Source organism: Thermomonas sp. (assembly GCF_019104945.1).
Classification (GTDB): Bacteria; Pseudomonadota; Gammaproteobacteria; order Xanthomonadales; family Xanthomonadaceae; genus Thermomonas.
The window spans coordinates 16,287-29,900 of the sequence record NZ_JAHRWW010000033.1 but is presented as its reverse complement, the minus strand read 5'-3'; the positions used below and the strand labels follow the sequence as shown (position 1 = coordinate 29,900).

14 protein-coding genes and 1 pseudogene are annotated in these 13,614 nt (G+C 59.0%); 11 read left to right on the top strand and 4 right to left on the bottom strand.

Going from position 1 to position 13,614, the window contains the following annotated elements; translation table 11 throughout:
• The first annotated feature begins 28 nt into the window (after window positions 1-28).
• The 5 genes and pseudogenes from rsmD to KUL77_RS08245 all read left to right on the top strand — a co-directional run bounded on the left by rsmD (window position 29) and on the right by KUL77_RS08245 (window position 4,441).
• Window positions 29-655 (top strand): 16S rRNA (guanine(966)-N(2))-methyltransferase RsmD, encoded by a 627-nt coding sequence (gene rsmD / locus KUL77_RS08265; RefSeq protein WP_297145609.1) that lies wholly within the window; start codon window positions 29-31, stop codon window positions 653-655.
• A complete protein-coding gene (gene coaD / locus KUL77_RS08260) occupies window positions 652-1,152 on the top strand; it encodes a pantetheine-phosphate adenylyltransferase (protein ID WP_297145606.1) in 501 nt (166 codons plus the stop codon). The genes rsmD and coaD overlap by 4 nt, the downstream gene beginning before the upstream one ends.
• A gap of 57 nt (window positions 1,153-1,209) precedes the next feature.
• A complete protein-coding gene (locus KUL77_RS08255; RefSeq protein ID WP_297145605.1) occupies window positions 1,210-1,698 on the top strand; it encodes a hypothetical protein in 489 nt (162 codons plus the stop codon).
• 184 nt (window positions 1,699-1,882) lie between these two features.
• Window positions 1,883-3,526 (top strand): annotated as a pseudogene (gene ggt / locus KUL77_RS08250) (gamma-glutamyltransferase); the annotation flags it as partial.
• Window positions 3,527-3,550: 24 nt separating this feature from the next.
• Entirely contained in the window at window positions 3,551-4,441 is an 891-nt protein-coding gene (locus KUL77_RS08245) for an MBL fold metallo-hydrolase (RefSeq protein ID WP_297145602.1), read from the top strand.
• Window positions 4,442-4,468: 27 nt separating this feature from the next.
• Here KUL77_RS08245 and upp read toward each other — a convergent pair whose 3' ends face one another.
• Both upp and KUL77_RS08235 read right to left on the bottom strand, forming a co-directional pair.
• Complete coding sequence (gene upp, locus KUL77_RS08240) at window positions 4,469-5,101, bottom strand: uracil phosphoribosyltransferase (protein WP_297145802.1); 633 nt, start codon at window positions 5,099-5,101, stop codon at window positions 4,469-4,471.
• Between the two features lie 74 nt (window positions 5,102-5,175).
• On the bottom strand, window positions 5,176-6,654 hold the full coding sequence (locus KUL77_RS08235; protein ID WP_297145599.1) for an aminotransferase class III-fold pyridoxal phosphate-dependent enzyme: 1,479 nt from the start codon (window positions 6,652-6,654) through the stop codon (window positions 5,176-5,178).
• Between the two features lie 114 nt (window positions 6,655-6,768).
• Between KUL77_RS08235 and KUL77_RS08230 the strand changes: the two genes are divergently transcribed.
• The 6 genes from KUL77_RS08230 (at window position 6,769) to secF (ending at window position 12,732) form a co-directional block, all read left to right on the top strand.
• Window positions 6,769-7,200, top strand: a complete 432-nt coding sequence (locus KUL77_RS08230) for an Lrp/AsnC family transcriptional regulator (RefSeq protein ID WP_297145799.1) — start codon at window positions 6,769-6,771, stop codon at window positions 7,198-7,200.
• Window positions 7,201-7,234: 34 nt separating this feature from the next.
• Window positions 7,235-8,281, top strand: a complete 1,047-nt coding sequence (gene queA, locus KUL77_RS08225; RefSeq protein ID WP_297145597.1) for a tRNA preQ1(34) S-adenosylmethionine ribosyltransferase-isomerase QueA — start codon at window positions 7,235-7,237, stop codon at window positions 8,279-8,281.
• Entirely contained in the window at window positions 8,278-9,399 is a 1,122-nt protein-coding gene (tgt, locus tag KUL77_RS08220; RefSeq protein WP_297145594.1) for a tRNA guanosine(34) transglycosylase Tgt, read from the top strand. Before queA ends, tgt begins: the two co-directional genes overlap by 4 nt.
• Before the next feature lie 95 nt (window positions 9,400-9,494).
• On the top strand, window positions 9,495-9,836 hold the full coding sequence (gene yajC, locus KUL77_RS08215) for a preprotein translocase subunit YajC (protein WP_297145592.1): 342 nt from the start codon (window positions 9,495-9,497) through the stop codon (window positions 9,834-9,836).
• Window positions 9,837-9,888: 52 nt separating this feature from the next.
• Window positions 9,889-11,757, top strand: a complete 1,869-nt coding sequence (secD, locus tag KUL77_RS08210) for a protein translocase subunit SecD (protein ID WP_297145589.1) — start codon at window positions 9,889-9,891, stop codon at window positions 11,755-11,757.
• Window positions 11,758-11,769: 12 nt separating this feature from the next.
• Window positions 11,770-12,732 (top strand): protein translocase subunit SecF, encoded by a 963-nt coding sequence (gene secF / locus KUL77_RS08205; protein ID WP_297145586.1) that lies wholly within the window; start codon window positions 11,770-11,772, stop codon window positions 12,730-12,732.
• A gap of 7 nt (window positions 12,733-12,739) precedes the next feature.
• Here the strand turns inward: secF and KUL77_RS08200 are convergent, their stop codons facing one another.
• Both KUL77_RS08200 and KUL77_RS08195 read right to left on the bottom strand, forming a co-directional pair.
• Window positions 12,740-13,300: a PilZ domain-containing protein gene (locus KUL77_RS08200; protein WP_297145584.1), complete on the bottom strand. Its 561-nt coding sequence runs from the start codon at window positions 13,298-13,300 to the stop codon at window positions 12,740-12,742.
• The gene (locus tag KUL77_RS08195; RefSeq protein ID WP_297145582.1) at window positions 13,297-13,608 is read right to left on the bottom strand and encodes a hypothetical protein; all 312 of its coding nucleotides are present in this window, start codon (window positions 13,606-13,608) and stop codon (window positions 13,297-13,299) included. Before KUL77_RS08195 ends, KUL77_RS08200 begins: the two co-directional genes overlap by 4 nt.
• Between the last annotated feature and the right edge of the window lie 6 nt (window positions 13,609-13,614).

The window sequence follows — 13,614 nt, the reverse complement described above, 5'->3', positions numbered from 1 at the left end:
TGTTAGCACTAGCCCCAAAGTTTTCTTGATGAACGCGAAGCGTGGAAAAACAAGCCAAGCGCAGCAAGGCAGCGTTCGTATTATCGGCGGGCGTTGGCGCGGCACGCGTCTGCCAGTACCAGACCGCCCAGGCTTGCGCCCCACCTCCGACCGCGTGCGCGAAACGCTGTTCAACTGGCTGCAGTGGGAACTGCCGGGTGCGCGCGTGCTGGATTTGTTCGCCGGTAGCGGCGCACTTGGGTTAGAGGCGGCCTCGCGCGGCGTAGCGCATGTGCAGCTGGTGGAAGCCGATGCTAGGCTGGCGGCGGCGCTATCTGCGGCCGCCGTGCGGCTAGGGGCAGAAGAAACAGTGGCCGTGCAATCTGGCGATGCGCTGGCGTTTTTGCGTCAAGCTTCGGCAGGTGCTGAATACGACATTGCCTTCGTAGATCCACCGTTTGCGGCCGGTTTATGGGAGCAGGTGCTGGCGGTGCTGCCGGGAAAAATGGCGGACAATGCATGGCTTTATTTGGAAAGCCCAGCCGAAAATGTGCCGCACGTACCCGCAGAATGGGAACTGCATCGCGAAAACCATACCCGTGATGTGCGCTATGCCCTCTATCGCCGCGTTACACTTAGACACCCATCACATTCTGGCAACCAGTCAACGACATGAGCGTGGCAACGCGTACCGCGGTTTATCCCGGCACCTTTGATCCAATTACGAACGGCCATGTTGATCTTGTGAGCCGTGCGGCGCCGCTGTTTGAGCGTTTGGTGGTGGGCGTTGCCGCTAGTCCGTCTAAAGGCCCGGCGCTGCCGCTTGAGCTGCGCGTGGCGCTGGCGGAGCAGGCGTTGGCCAAACACGCTAATGTAGAAGTCGTGGGGTTTGACTCGCTGCTGGCCCATTTTGTGCGCGATATGGGCGCGGGCGTGCTGCTGCGTGGCCTGCGTGCTGTATCCGATTTTGAATACGAGTTTCAGATGGCCAGCATGAACCGCCACCTGATTCCAGAAGTTGAAACACTGTTCTTAACACCTGCGGAACAGTATGGTTTTATTTCATCGTCACTGGTGCGTGAAATTTCACGCCTTGGTGGTGATGTGTCCGGCTTCGTGCCAGCAGCAGTAGCGGCGGCGCTCGAAGCGAGAAAACGAGGTGGGTCAACGTGAACCTGCCCGCAACCCGCGTTGTATCCTTTGCCACCGTTTCCGCCTAGGGGAAAAGAAATGAATACCTTATCTCGCCTGCTTATCGTCACCTGTCTCGCTCTGCCGTTTACCGCTTGCAAGAAAGAAGAAGCCCCGAAAGTTGAAGCCGTTGCGGCGGTTCCGCTACCCACCGGCAGCGCGCAAAAAGACTGGCTGCCGTACCTGCAGTACAAACTCACACCGCATATGGCGGGCATCTCCAATAGCCCGTTCGTGTACTTCCTGCCAGCAGCAGATACCGAAGATTTCGACGGCCAATACAAGCGTCAGCTGGAGAAGCTGGAGCTGGATCTAAGCCGCGGTATCATCGAAGGCAATATGCTGGTGTTCGTGTCGCCAGCGGCCGAGAAAGAAGTGGAAATGATCGAAACCGCGTTCAAAAACGTTGAGCCGGGCACCATGAAAGGGGTGAAGCTGGTGTACATCGGTACCCCGATTTTGGGTGAGCGCGTACGCACTGTGGTTGAGCCCGCTGGCGTGAACTACATCTTTGAAGAAGCTAAGTAACGGTGAGGTGCCTCCCATCTCAACTGGGTGCGCACGCTGCTGAGTAATACGGCCGGGGGGCCAGTGGTCCTCCGGCTTTTTTGTTTTTGAAAAATTAGGTGTGTCGATGAAATCGTTAACCGCTTTGTCTTTTGCGTTGTTGCTGCCTGTAGCGGCCTTCGCCCAAACTACCAAATCCGCAGAGCATCCACCGGGGGCGGCTATTGCTTCGGCGCATGCACTGGCCACCGATGCAGGTGCGGAAGTTATTCGCGAAGGCGGTAATGCGTTTGACGCGGCGGTTGCGGTGTCGGCAGCACTTTCAGTGGTGGAGCCGATCAGTTCGGGCCTAGGTGGCGGCGGGTTATGGCTGCTGCACGACGCAAAGAGTGGGCGCGATATTTTTGTCGATGCACGCGAAACCTCGCCTGCAGCGGCAACGCCAGACAAGTTTTTGGATAAAAACGGCAATCTTGACATCAACCGTTCTCAAAACGGCCCGTGGTCGGCCGGTATCCCCGGCTTGCCCGCCATGCTGGTGCACGTTGCCGAAACCTACGGCAAGTTGCCGCTGAAGCAGTCTCTGGCACCGGCTATTCGCATTGCTAAGAACGGTTTTCCCATCTACGGCCGCATGGCCAATGGCTACCGAGTCAAGCGTGCGGTAATGGATCAATACCCCGGCACGCGCGCGGTGTTTTCACCCAATGGTAAACCCATTGCGGAGGGCGATCTGTTCCGCCAGAAGGATTTGGCGACCACCTTGGAGCGTTTGGCAGAGAACGGTTTTGATGGTTTTTATCGCGGCGTTACCGCCAAGCGCCTTGTGGCAGGCGTGAATGCGCAGGGTGGACAGTGGAATTTGAACGAGCTGGCCAGCTACCGCATAAAAGAGCGCGACCCCATCCGTTTCCGCTACCACGCTTGGGACATTACTACAGCACCGCCGGTGTCGTCGGGCGGTATTGCGCTGGCGCAGATGCTGCAAATTCTTGCCCCGTATGACTTGAAAGCTATACCGGAGGCCGAGCGCGTGCATTTGGTCGTGGAGTCCATGCGCCGCGCCTTCCGCGACCGCACCTTCTATCTGGGCGACCCCGATTTCGTGCAAGTGCCACAAAAATTGCTCACCAGCCCCGACTACGCGGCCGGTTTGCGTGCCTCCATCAACCCAAGCAAAGCCACCCCCAGCAACCTGCTATCGGGCGCGCCTACGCCGCTGGAAGATGAAGAAACCACACATTTTTCCATCATCGATGCCGACGGTAACCGCGTTTCGGCGACCCAAACCGTCAACCTGCTGTACGGCTCCGGTCTCATCCCGCCGGGCACAGGCGTGCTTTTGAATAATGAAATGGACGACTTTGCATTGAAGCCGGGTACGCCCAACGCCTTTGGTGTGATGGGCTATGAAGCCAATGCGCCCAAGCCCGGCAAGCGCATGCTCAGCTCGATGACGCCTACGTTTATGGAGTCGAAAGATAAGGTTGTGGTGATCGGCACGCCGGGGGGGAGCCGCATCATTACAATGGTGCTACTGGGCATTCTTGGCTATGACGACGGCCTCAACGCGCAGCAGGTTGCTGCACTGCCGCGTTACCACCACCAGTGGCTGCCCGATGTGATCGGTGCAGAACCCAAAGCAATTTCTGCTGAAGCTGCCAAAGCGCTGCGTGCCATGGGGCATGCGTTAGAGCTGCCGCCGGATACCGCCGAAGGTGGGCGCGGTTCCAGCCATGTTTGGGGCAACCTGCAAACAGTGGAATGGGATCGCCGCAGCAACCAACTGATGGGTGGCAGTGACCCGCGTTACCCGGAAGGCAAGGCAGAGGTGTTGGCGCAGCCGTAACGCTGGCGCAGTACACTTATCCCCATGAAACTCTGGTCTATTGCAGGTAATTCGCAAAAACTCGACGGCGGCGCGATGTTCGGCAACGCGCCGCGCGCTATGTGGGAGCGCTGGGTAACAGTCGATGCACAAAACCGCATCGACCTTGCCTGTCGCGCGCTGTTGGCCTCGCCGCTTAACGGCAAAACTGTGCTGTTTGATAGCGGTATTGGCACGTTTTTCCCACTCAATCTGCGTGAGCGCTACGGTGTGGTGGAAGAACACCACGTCTTGCTGGAGTCGCTCGGGCAGGCTGGGTTCCGCCATGAAGATGTGGACGTGGTCGTGCTATCACATCTGCATTTCGACCACGTCGGCGGCCTGCTTGCACCATGGGCCGAAGGCCGCGCGCCGCAACTCTTGTTTCCCAATGCCACGTTTGTAGTGGGTAAAGAACACTGGGTGCGCGCCACGCATCCGCACCCACGCGATCGCGCCAGTTTTATTCCAGAAATACCTGCACTATTGGAAGCAACCGGGCGGCTTGAGCTGGTAAGCGGTGATCATTGCGCAGCGCTGGGTAACACTGTGCGTTTTCATCACAGCAACGGCCATACGCCGGGACTGATGCTGGCAGAAGTCTTAGGGCCAAATATCGTGGATGGGCAGGCCCACGGTGGTGTGGTGTTTTGCGCCGATCTGATTCCAGGAAGCCCTTGGGTACACGTGCCGATCACTATGGGCTACGACCGCTGCGCCGAGCTGTTGATCGATGAGAAAACAGCGTTTCTACGCGATATGCAAGCACGTGACGTGCGCCTGTTCTTCACCCACGATGCGCGCTATGCAATGGCCTCGGTGGCCCAAGATGAAAAGGGGCGCTTCAGCGCAGGGCAAAAGTGGGAACAGCTTGATGCTTACGCGCTGGAAGCCTGAGTATCGGAAATATACTCAGGCTAGGCGTCAATCCACCGGCGTTCCAAACAAACGATCACCGGCATCACCAAGGCCGGGGTGGATGTAGGCGTTTTCGTCTAAGCGTTCGTCAATGGCGGCTACATACACCTCAACTTCGGGGTGCGCCGCTTCCAATACGGCCAACCCTTCTGGTGCGGCCACAAGAAAGATGCATTTGATCTTCTTGCAGCCCGCGTCCTTTAATAGTTGAACGGCCGCCGCTGCGCTACCGCCGGTGGCAAGCATTGGGTCGATGAGCAGCGCGGTGCGCTCGTCCATGCGGTCGGCGAGGCGCTGGTAATAACCTTCTGGTTGATGCGTCACTTCATCGCGGCGCAGGCCAATCACACTTACCGGTGCGGCTGGGAGCAGCGACTGCACACCGGGAAGAAAACCAAGCCCGGCGCGCAAGATCGGCACGATGGTGAGGTTTTCACCGGCTACGCGGTCAACCTCTAGCGGGCCTGCCCAGGTTTGCACCGTCATCGGCTCGGTGGGTAGGTCGCGGGTGGCCTCATAGGCCAACAGGCCGGCAATCTCGCCCGCGATCAGGCGAAACAACACCGGGTCAGACTGAATATCGCGCAGCTTGCCCAGTTTATGGCGCACCAGTGGGTGCTTTACTTCAACCGTTTTCATACGCATAAGCTTAGCGCGAAAACAAACGGGGCGACCACTGGCCGCCCCGCGATAAAGCAATTTGAATGGCCGAATTAAGCGACCTTCGGGCCTTCCAAAATCGCGCGCTTTACTACGCTCACCACAAGCTCTAACTCGGCCTTGGTCACATCGAACTGCGGGGTGAAACGCAGCGAGTTTTCACCGCCGTGAATCACACCAATGCCGTGTTCGCGCATCCATTCCTCAGTGGAACCTGCGCCGTAGCCCTTGAACTGCTTGGTCAGCTCGCAGGAGAACAGCAGGCCAGTGCCTTGTACCTTGGTGATCGGGCCACCTAGCTCGGTTTTCAGTGCTTCCAGTAGTGCCAGCGCATCGCGGCCGCGTTCTTGAATGTTGGCGCGCAGCTCAGGGGTGAGCGAGCCCAGTACGGTGCAGGCCACATCCAGCGCACGCGGGTTGGCGGTCATGGTGTTGCCGTACAGGCCGCGCTTGTAAATCTCGGCGGCGTGTGCGGTGACGGCCAACACCGAAAGCGGGTACTGCCCGGCATTGAGCGCCTTGGAATAGGTTTCCATGTCCGGCGCTTCGGCGCTTTCAAAGCCGGGGTAGTCCACAATGGACAGGTACCCGGTAGCACGCAGGCCGGCTTGAATGCTGTCCACCAGCAACAGGCTGCCATGCGCGTGGGTGAGCTCACGAGCGAGGTTGTAAAAGTCCACCGGCACGCTGCGGCCGGGGTCGCCTTCGCCCATCACCGGCTCTAAATACATGGCTTGAATAAACCAGCCATTGGCGTCGGCGTCAGCAAATACCTTGCGCAGTTCGTCCTTGTCATACGGCGAGATGGTGATCACCGAATGTTCGTTACGGAAACTGGCGAGATATTGGCTATACGTTTTGCGGCTGGAGTCCGAATACAGCGCGGGTGCTTCGGTGCGGCCGTGGAAGGCGCCCTTCACCACAATCCGCTTGATCTCTTTACCCGCGTGGCGTGCGCCGGGGTCGGTCATGGTCTTGGCGTTGGTGTCCACAATGCGCGAAGCCAGCGATACCGATTCAGAACCAGAGTTCAAGCACATAAACGCGGTGTACGGGCAGCCGCCGCGGGTCTGGCCAATTTCCTTGCGCATAGCGTTGGTGAAACGCAGCTGCGAAACGTTCGGGGTCATGATGTTGGCCATCGCCTGCGGCTTGGCCATGGCTTCAATGACCGCCTTCGGCGCATGGCCAAGGCCCAGCATGCCGTAGCCGCCAGTGTCATACAGCACAGCGCCTTTTAGCGTGATGATCCACGGCCCGCGCGCGGTCAGCGCCACATATGGGTTGGCCGCATCGGCCGCGTAGAAGTTGACGAAACCTGCCTGCACCTTCGCGTCTTGTTCTTTTTCGTCCAAGTCCAGCAGCTCTGGGAACTCGGCGCGAATGCGCGCATATTCGTCTGCAGCGGCAGCAATGGCTTCGCCCAGCGCTGGGTCTTGCGCGGCGAATTTCAGAACGGTGGCGTCATCAAGGCCAGTGGTGCGGGCCTTGCCGTGGGCGCGTAGGGGGGCGAGGGTGTCGATCAAGCTCATGGTGTAAGTCTCCCGTCAATACCTCCTATTATGACGGGTTCACCGTCATTCGGTAGGGTGGATTCGACTTGAACGACGAGCGGTTTGGGCGAAATGACGCTATTATTTGTCGATATGCGAATATCTCCTGCCGACGAACAACTCCTGTCCCTCCTGCGTGAGGATGCCCGCGCCGCCACCGCCGATATCGCCCGCCGTTTGGGGCTATCGCGCACCACCGTGCAAAACCGGATTGCCCGGCTTGAAGAACAGGGGGTGATTCGCGGTTATACGGTGCGCGTGGATGATGAACTAGAGCGCAGCCGCATTCGCGCCCACATCATGATTACCCTGCGCCCCAAGCAAATGAATGCCGTGGTCAAAGCCCTGCAAGGCATGCACGAGGTGCGTGTGCTGTATTCCATTAGCGGCGGTCACGATCTCATCGCGCAGGCGGTCACGGCTACAGTGGGCGAGATGGACGTGCTTACCGATCGCATCGGCATTATCGACGGGGTGGAGCGCACCAATACCTCGATCATCCTATCCACTAAGTTCGAACGCTAAACACGCCGTACAATACGCGGTTGCTTTCGCGTTGATGACACCTTTGAAAACCTCTGATTTCCACTACGACCTGCCGCATGAACTGATTGCGCAGGCGCCGCTGGCCCAGCGTTCGGCCAGCCGTTTGCTGCATGTCCCCGCTGGCGATACTCCCCTGCAAGACCTGCACGTGCGTGACCTTCCTTCGCTGCTACGCGCGGGCGATTTGCTGATCTTCAACGACACCCGCGTGATCCCGGCGCGCCTGTTCGGTGCAAAACAAACCGGCGGGCGTGTGGAGATTTTGATCGAGCGCCTACTGCCAAATAACGAAGCGCGCGCGCAGATTGGCGTGAGTAAAGCGCCGCAGCTCGGCAGCCGCATTGCGCTGGATGCAGGTGGCGAGGCCGAAGTGCTGGCACGCGAGGAAGGTGGTTTTTGGCGCCTGCACTTTCACGTGGATGGTGCGCTGGAAGACTGGTTGCAACACGCCGGGCAATTGCCGTTGCCGCCATATATCGAACGCCGCCCCGATGCCGCCGACGCCGAGCGCTACCAAACCGTCTTTGCGCGGGAAGTAGGCGCAGTGGCGGCGCCTACCGCGGGCTTGCATTTTGATGAGGCGCTACTGGAAGCCCTGCGCTCACATGGCGTGGAGTTTGGCCACGTCACCTTGCACGTTGGCGCAGGTACGTTTCAGCCGGTGCGGGTGGACGATGTTCATAACCATCACATGCACAGCGAATGGATCAATGTCGGCGCCGAATTGGTGGCCAAGGTGCGCCACACCCGTGCGAACGGTGGCCGCGTAATCGCCGTGGGTACCACCGTGGTGCGCGCCCTAGAAAGCGCTCTGGTGGATGGTGAGCTGCAGCCATTCGCAGGCGATACGTCGATCTTTATCTTCCCCGGCTACACAATTCGCAGCATCGACGCGCTGATGACCAACTTCCACCTGCCCGAATCCACACTGCTCATGCTGGTATCGGCGTTTGCTGGGAAAGAGCGCATGTTTGCGGCTTATAAGCACGCAGTACGCGAGCGTTATCGTTTCTTTAGTTATGGCGACGCCATGCTGCTTTTTCCCGAGAGTTCCCAATGAGCCGGATGCACTTTGACCTATTGAAGACCGACGGTGCAGCGCGCCGTGGCCGCATTACCTTCCCGCGTGGCAGCATCGAAACCCCCACGTTTATGCCGGTGGGTACCTATGGCTCGGTGAAGGGCGTGCTGCCGCAGCAGATCAAAGACCTTGGCGCGCAGATTATTCTTGGCAATACCTTCCACCTGTTTCTGCGCCCGGGGCTGGAAGTGATCGAAGCCCACGGCGGTCTGCATGGGTTTGGCCGCTGGGATGGGCCAATTCTCACCGACTCCGGCGGCTTCCAAGTGTTCTCGCTGGCCCACCGCCGCAAAATTACCGAAGCGGGCGTGACCTTCGCTGCGCCCACCGATGGTCGCAAGGTGTTTCTGGGGCCAGAAGAATCCATGCACATCCAAAAAGTGCTGGGCAGCGATATTGTGATGATTTTCGATGAATGCCCGCCGGTGAATATCGACGGTAAGCCTGCCGATAAACGCATTATTGATAAATCCATGCAGCTCTCGCTGCGCTGGGCCGAACGCTCCAAGAAAGCCCATGAAGGCAACGACGCGGCGCTGTTTGGTATTGTGCAGGGCGGCGTGCACCACGACCTGCGCACCCAATCGGCAGAAGGCTTGAAGCAAATTGGTTTTGACGGCTACGCCATTGGCGGCTTGGCGGTGGGCGAAACCGAAGACGAGCGCAACGCCATGCTGGACCACACCGCACCGCAGTTGCCAGAAGATCACCCGCGCTATCTGATGGGCGTGGGGCGGCCCGAAGACTTGGTGGAAGCGGTGGCGCGTGGGGTGGATATGTTCGACTGCGTGATGCCCACCCGCAATGCCCGCAACGGTCACTATTTCACTTCCACAGGCGTTATACGCGTGCGCAACGCGCAGTACGAACACGACCTGCGTCCCATTGAAGATGGCTGCGATTGTGTGGCCTGCGCCGGAGGTTTCAGCCGTGGCTACCTGCGTCATTTGGATCGTTGCAACGAAATGCTGGCGCCCATGCTGGGCACCTTGCACAACCTGCGCTACTACCAGCGTTTGATGGCGCAAATGCGGCAGGCGATCGAGATGGGAACTTTTGCCGCATTCCGCGAGTCTTTTTACGCTTCGCGCCGCTGATTTGCCTTGTCGGTGCGGGAAGGGGCTTGGCCGTGGCATAATCCTCGGCTGGCCTTTCGCCAACCCTTTTGTTTTTACTTGCTTACGGATTCCGAATGAACCCGATTGATTTTTTGATTCCCGTCGCCCATGCCCAAGCCACTGCACCGGCACAGCCGGGCGGCATGATGTCCACCCTGCTGTTCCCGATCATCCTGATTGCGGTCATGTATTTCCTGATGATCCGCCCGCAGATGAAGCGTCAGAAAGAACACCGCGCCATGCTGGAAAAGCTCGGCAAGGGTGACGAAGTGATCACCAGTGGCGGTATTGCTGGCACCGTCGTAGGTCTGAGCGATGGCTTTATCACCGTCGAAGTGGCCAGTGGCGTGCAGCTGCGCGTACAAAAAGGTGCCATCTCCAGCGTTCTGCCGAAGGGCACGCTGAAGTCGATCTGATTTCTTTACTGCAAGAAGCACGCGCCCCTAACGGCGCGTGCGGGGGACTGCAATGCTTGAATATTCCCGCCTAAAATATCTGCTGATTGTGCTCACGCTAGCGCTTAGCGTGCTGTACGCAGTGCCGAATGCGTTCCCGCAGGACCCGGCTGTGCAGATCACCGCAAATCGCGGCTCCAAGGTCGATGAGGCGCTGCGCTCACGCGTTGATGCCATGCTGAAAAAAGCCTCACTGCCGGTGATTGGCACGGAGATCGACAAAGACGGCAACTTGCTGGTGCGCACGCATAGCGATGACGACCAGTCGCGCGCGGCCGAGCTGGTGCGTGATGAGCTGGGCAGCGGCTACGTGGTGGCGCTGAACCAAGCCTCTACCGTTCCCGCATGGATGCAGCGCATTGGCGCAAAGCCGATGTTCCTTGGCCTTGACCTGCGCGGCGGCGTGTATTTCTTGATGCAGGTGGATAAGCAAGCAGCGCTGAACAAGCGTTTTGAAGCCACAGCGGAAGATATCCGTGGCCTGCTGCGGGATAACCGCATTCGCTATATCTCGGTGGAACCCACCGCAGGCGGCGCCGTGGTTGCCAAACTTGGTGCCGGGCAAGACATGGCTGCGGCGCAGCGCTTGATCGTGCGCGACATGCCCACCTATCAGCTGGATACGGAAGGGCAAACGCTCAGCGTGCGTATTCCCGAAGCCGAGCTCGATAAAATTTTGAGCGATGCCGTACAGCAAAACATCGGCACCCTCAGCAACCGTATCAACGAACTGGGTGTGGCTGAACCGATCATCCAGCGCCAAGGTGCCGACCGCGTGGCGGTGCAGCTGCCGGGTGTGCAAGATACCGCGCAGGCCAAGCGCATCTTGGGTGCCACTGCCACACTAGAATATCGCGGTGTAGTGGACGGCAACGCGATTGAAGCGCGCGATACCGGCAATGTACCGCCGGAAGCGCGCATCTATAACCGTAAAGAAATTGGCCCCGACGGTAAGCCGCTGCCGGTGCTGCTGAATAAGCGCGTGATCACCTCGGGCGATCAGCTGCAAACGGCCTCGTCATTCTTTGATTCGCAGTCTGGTACCCCGGCGGTGCGTGTGCGTTTGAACGCCATCGGCGGGCAGCGCATGTTCGACTACTCCAGCGCCCACGTGGGTAAGCCAATGGCCGTGGTGTATATCGAGCGCATTCCTGAGGTCAAAATCGTTGATGGTAAGGAAGTACACACCACCCGCATCAACGAGCAGGTGATTTCCGTTGCCACCATCCAAGGCACGCTGGGTAAAGAGTTCCAAACCACCGGCCTTGAGAGCATGAAGGAAGCCGCCGACCTTGCGCTGTTGCTGCGTGCTGGTTCGCTGGCCGCACCGATGGATTTCGTGGACGAACGCACCATCGGCCCAAGCCTTGGTAAAGAAAATATTGACCGTGGTTTGAAGGCAGTCGTCTTCTCGTTCGGTTTTGCGCTGATCTTCTTCCTTGTCTATTACCGCGTATTCGGCCTGATCACCTGCCTTGCGCTGCTGATCAACCTGTTGATGGTGTTTGCGCTGATGTCGGTAATCGGGGCCACCATGAGTTTGCCAGGGCTTGCTGGTATCGCACTCACCGTGGGTATGTCGGTGGACGCCAACGTGCTGATCAACGAGCGTATTCGTGAAGAACTGCGTATTGGTCTGCCTCCACAGAAAGCCATCGCAGAAGGTTATGAGCGCGCTTCCGGCACCATTTTGGACGCCAACGTCACCGCCTTCCTCGCCGGTCTTGCCATGTTTGCCTTCGGCAGCGGCCCGCTGAAGGGCTTCGGCATGACCACCATGCTTGGCATCATCACCTCGGCCTATACCGCCGTGTCGGTTTCGCGCGGTATCGCCACCTTGATCTACGGCGGCAAGCGCAAGATCAAGTCGGTTGCGATTTAAGGAGCACGCTCAATGAAACCTTTTAATGTGTTCCCGTATGACAGCCGCATCGACTTTATGCGGATGCGCTGGGTCTCACTTTCCATCGCCCTGTTGCTGGTGGTGGTGGCTGTAGGGGCCATGGCCACACGCGGATTCAACTTTGCGCTGGACTTTACCGGCGGTATTGGCGTTGAGCTGCGTTACGACAAAGCGCCCGACGTGGATAAAGTGCGCGACCAGCTTGATGCCGCCGGTTTCAACGGCGCACAGGTGCAGAACTTCGGCAGCGGCAACGATCTCTTGGTGCGCCTGCAGGCCGAAGGCACGCAGGAAGGTGGCGCTAGCAAAGCCAGCAGCATTGGCGACGCCGTAGCCAAGGCCGCATCGCTTGAGAACAATCCGGCAACCAAGCGCAGCAGTTCGGTGATCAGCGCGCAGGTAGGTAAAGACCTTGCCCTGAACGGCCTATACGCGGTGATCTTCGTGATGCTGGGCTTTTTGCTCTATATCTCGATGCGCTTTGAGAAGAAGTTCGCAATTGCTGCGATTATCGGTACCTTGCACGACGTCGTGGTGTGCGCAGGCTGGTTTGCGGTGTCCGGGCACGAGTTCGACCTCAACGTGCTGGCCGGTATCCTCTCGGTGATGGGCTTCTCCATCAACGACACCATCGTGGTGTTCGACCGCGTGCGTGAAAACTTCCGCAGCATGCGCGCAACGCCCACCGAAATTCTCAATAGCTCGGTGAACCAAACCCTATCGCGTACCGTAATTACCTCCTTTGTGGCCTTCCTCACGGCACTGGCGCTGTATATGTACGGCGGCGATTCGCTGCGCGGTATGGCCGAATCGCAGATGATTGGTATCGTAATCGGCACCCTGTCGTCGATCTTCATCTCCGGCGCGCTGCTCACCATTGGGCCGCTGACGGTGGACAAGCAAGACCTGATGCCAAAAGCAAAAGACACCGAAGCACTGGCGCGCCGCCCGTAAGCGGCCGTCAAACCTGCTGCCGCCGCTCCGCGATGGCGCGGCGGTGCAGGCGAAATAAGTGGCGCTCTAGCGCAGAGGTTAGCCCCTCGGTAAGGGGCGTAAAGCGCAGCCACAGCTGATACCCGCCACTAACGGGTTGGCAGGCCAGCACCGATGCCGGGATTTCCAGCGGCTCAGGCAGCCACGGCACAATGCGGGTGCGGAAGATCCCGGCTTGCCCTTCCTCTGCCGCCGTTTCAGCAATAAACCGCGCTCCAAGCGCTGACCAGCGTAGTTGCAACGGAGTAGGCTCCGGCTCGGCGGTGGGGTGGGCAAGTTTGGCCACCATCGCTGTGAGCAGTTCCAGCCGGGCTTCAATGCGGCGTAGTGCTAAAGACTGCTTACCTTCATCGTCTTCAGACGTGCTGTCTTCAATGGTGGCAATGGCGCGCAGGCTGGTTTCGGTGCGGGCGCAAACACGCTGCGCTTGTGCGGGCGTTAGGGTTTCTGTGTAAAAACTGGCACGCTGGCTGTCTTCGCATGTCAGCGCATTGCCAAACAGCGCAGTATTGGCGCTATCGGCGTTCATTCCATGGCCTGCAAATACGCGCTGGCACCACGTTGGTGGCGCTGCAGCTGCTGTAATTGGTCGGCAGTGTGGTCACGTAGCTGGCCCAGTTCGGCGTAAAGTGCCTGCTGTTCTTCAATCAAGTTCAGCCATGCCTGGCGCTGCCGCGCATCCAGCGTGGCCGCTTCATCGGGGGGCAATAGCTGGCGCACAGCGCGGTCGTGGGCATCTAAATAGGCTTCCGCTGCATCCAAATTGCCTTCCCCAAGCGCCTTGCGCACCGCCTCAGCGGGTAGTGGCGGGGGTGTTCCGGGGGTGTAGTCGGCCATACCTGC

What these genes read in the sequence shown, in the direction of transcription:
- KUL77_RS08245 (WP_297145602.1), top strand. Translation starts at nt 3,551, where the DNA reads ATGAAACTCTGGTCTATTGCAGGTAATTCGCAAAAACTCGACGGCGGC.
- upp (WP_297145802.1), bottom strand. Translation starts at nt 5,101, where the DNA reads ATGAAAACGGTTGAAGTAAAGCACCCACTGGTGCGCCATAAACTGGGC.
- coaD (WP_297145606.1), top strand. Translation starts at nt 652, where the DNA reads ATGAGCGTGGCAACGCGTACCGCGGTTTATCCCGGCACCTTTGATCCA.
- yajC (WP_297145592.1), top strand. Translation starts at nt 9,495, where the DNA reads ATGAACCCGATTGATTTTTTGATTCCCGTCGCCCATGCCCAAGCCACT.
- KUL77_RS08235 (WP_297145599.1), bottom strand. Translation starts at nt 6,654, where the DNA reads ATGAGCTTGATCGACACCCTCGCCCCCCTACGCGCCCACGGCAAGGCC.
- tgt (WP_297145594.1), top strand. Translation starts at nt 8,278, where the DNA reads ATGAGCCGGATGCACTTTGACCTATTGAAGACCGACGGTGCAGCGCGC.
- KUL77_RS08230 (WP_297145799.1), top strand. Translation starts at nt 6,769, where the DNA reads ATGCGAATATCTCCTGCCGACGAACAACTCCTGTCCCTCCTGCGTGAG.
- rsmD (WP_297145609.1), top strand. Translation starts at nt 29, where the DNA reads ATGAACGCGAAGCGTGGAAAAACAAGCCAAGCGCAGCAAGGCAGCGTT.
- KUL77_RS08200 (WP_297145584.1), bottom strand. Translation starts at nt 13,300, where the DNA reads ATGAACGCCGATAGCGCCAATACTGCGCTGTTTGGCAATGCGCTGACA.
- KUL77_RS08255 (WP_297145605.1), top strand. Translation starts at nt 1,210, where the DNA reads ATGAATACCTTATCTCGCCTGCTTATCGTCACCTGTCTCGCTCTGCCG.
- secF (WP_297145586.1), top strand. Translation starts at nt 11,770, where the DNA reads ATGAAACCTTTTAATGTGTTCCCGTATGACAGCCGCATCGACTTTATG.
- KUL77_RS08195 (WP_297145582.1), bottom strand. Translation starts at nt 13,608, where the DNA reads ATGGCCGACTACACCCCCGGAACACCCCCGCCACTACCCGCTGAGGCG.
- secD (WP_297145589.1), top strand. Translation starts at nt 9,889, where the DNA reads ATGCTTGAATATTCCCGCCTAAAATATCTGCTGATTGTGCTCACGCTA.
- queA (WP_297145597.1), top strand. Translation starts at nt 7,235, where the DNA reads ATGACACCTTTGAAAACCTCTGATTTCCACTACGACCTGCCGCATGAA.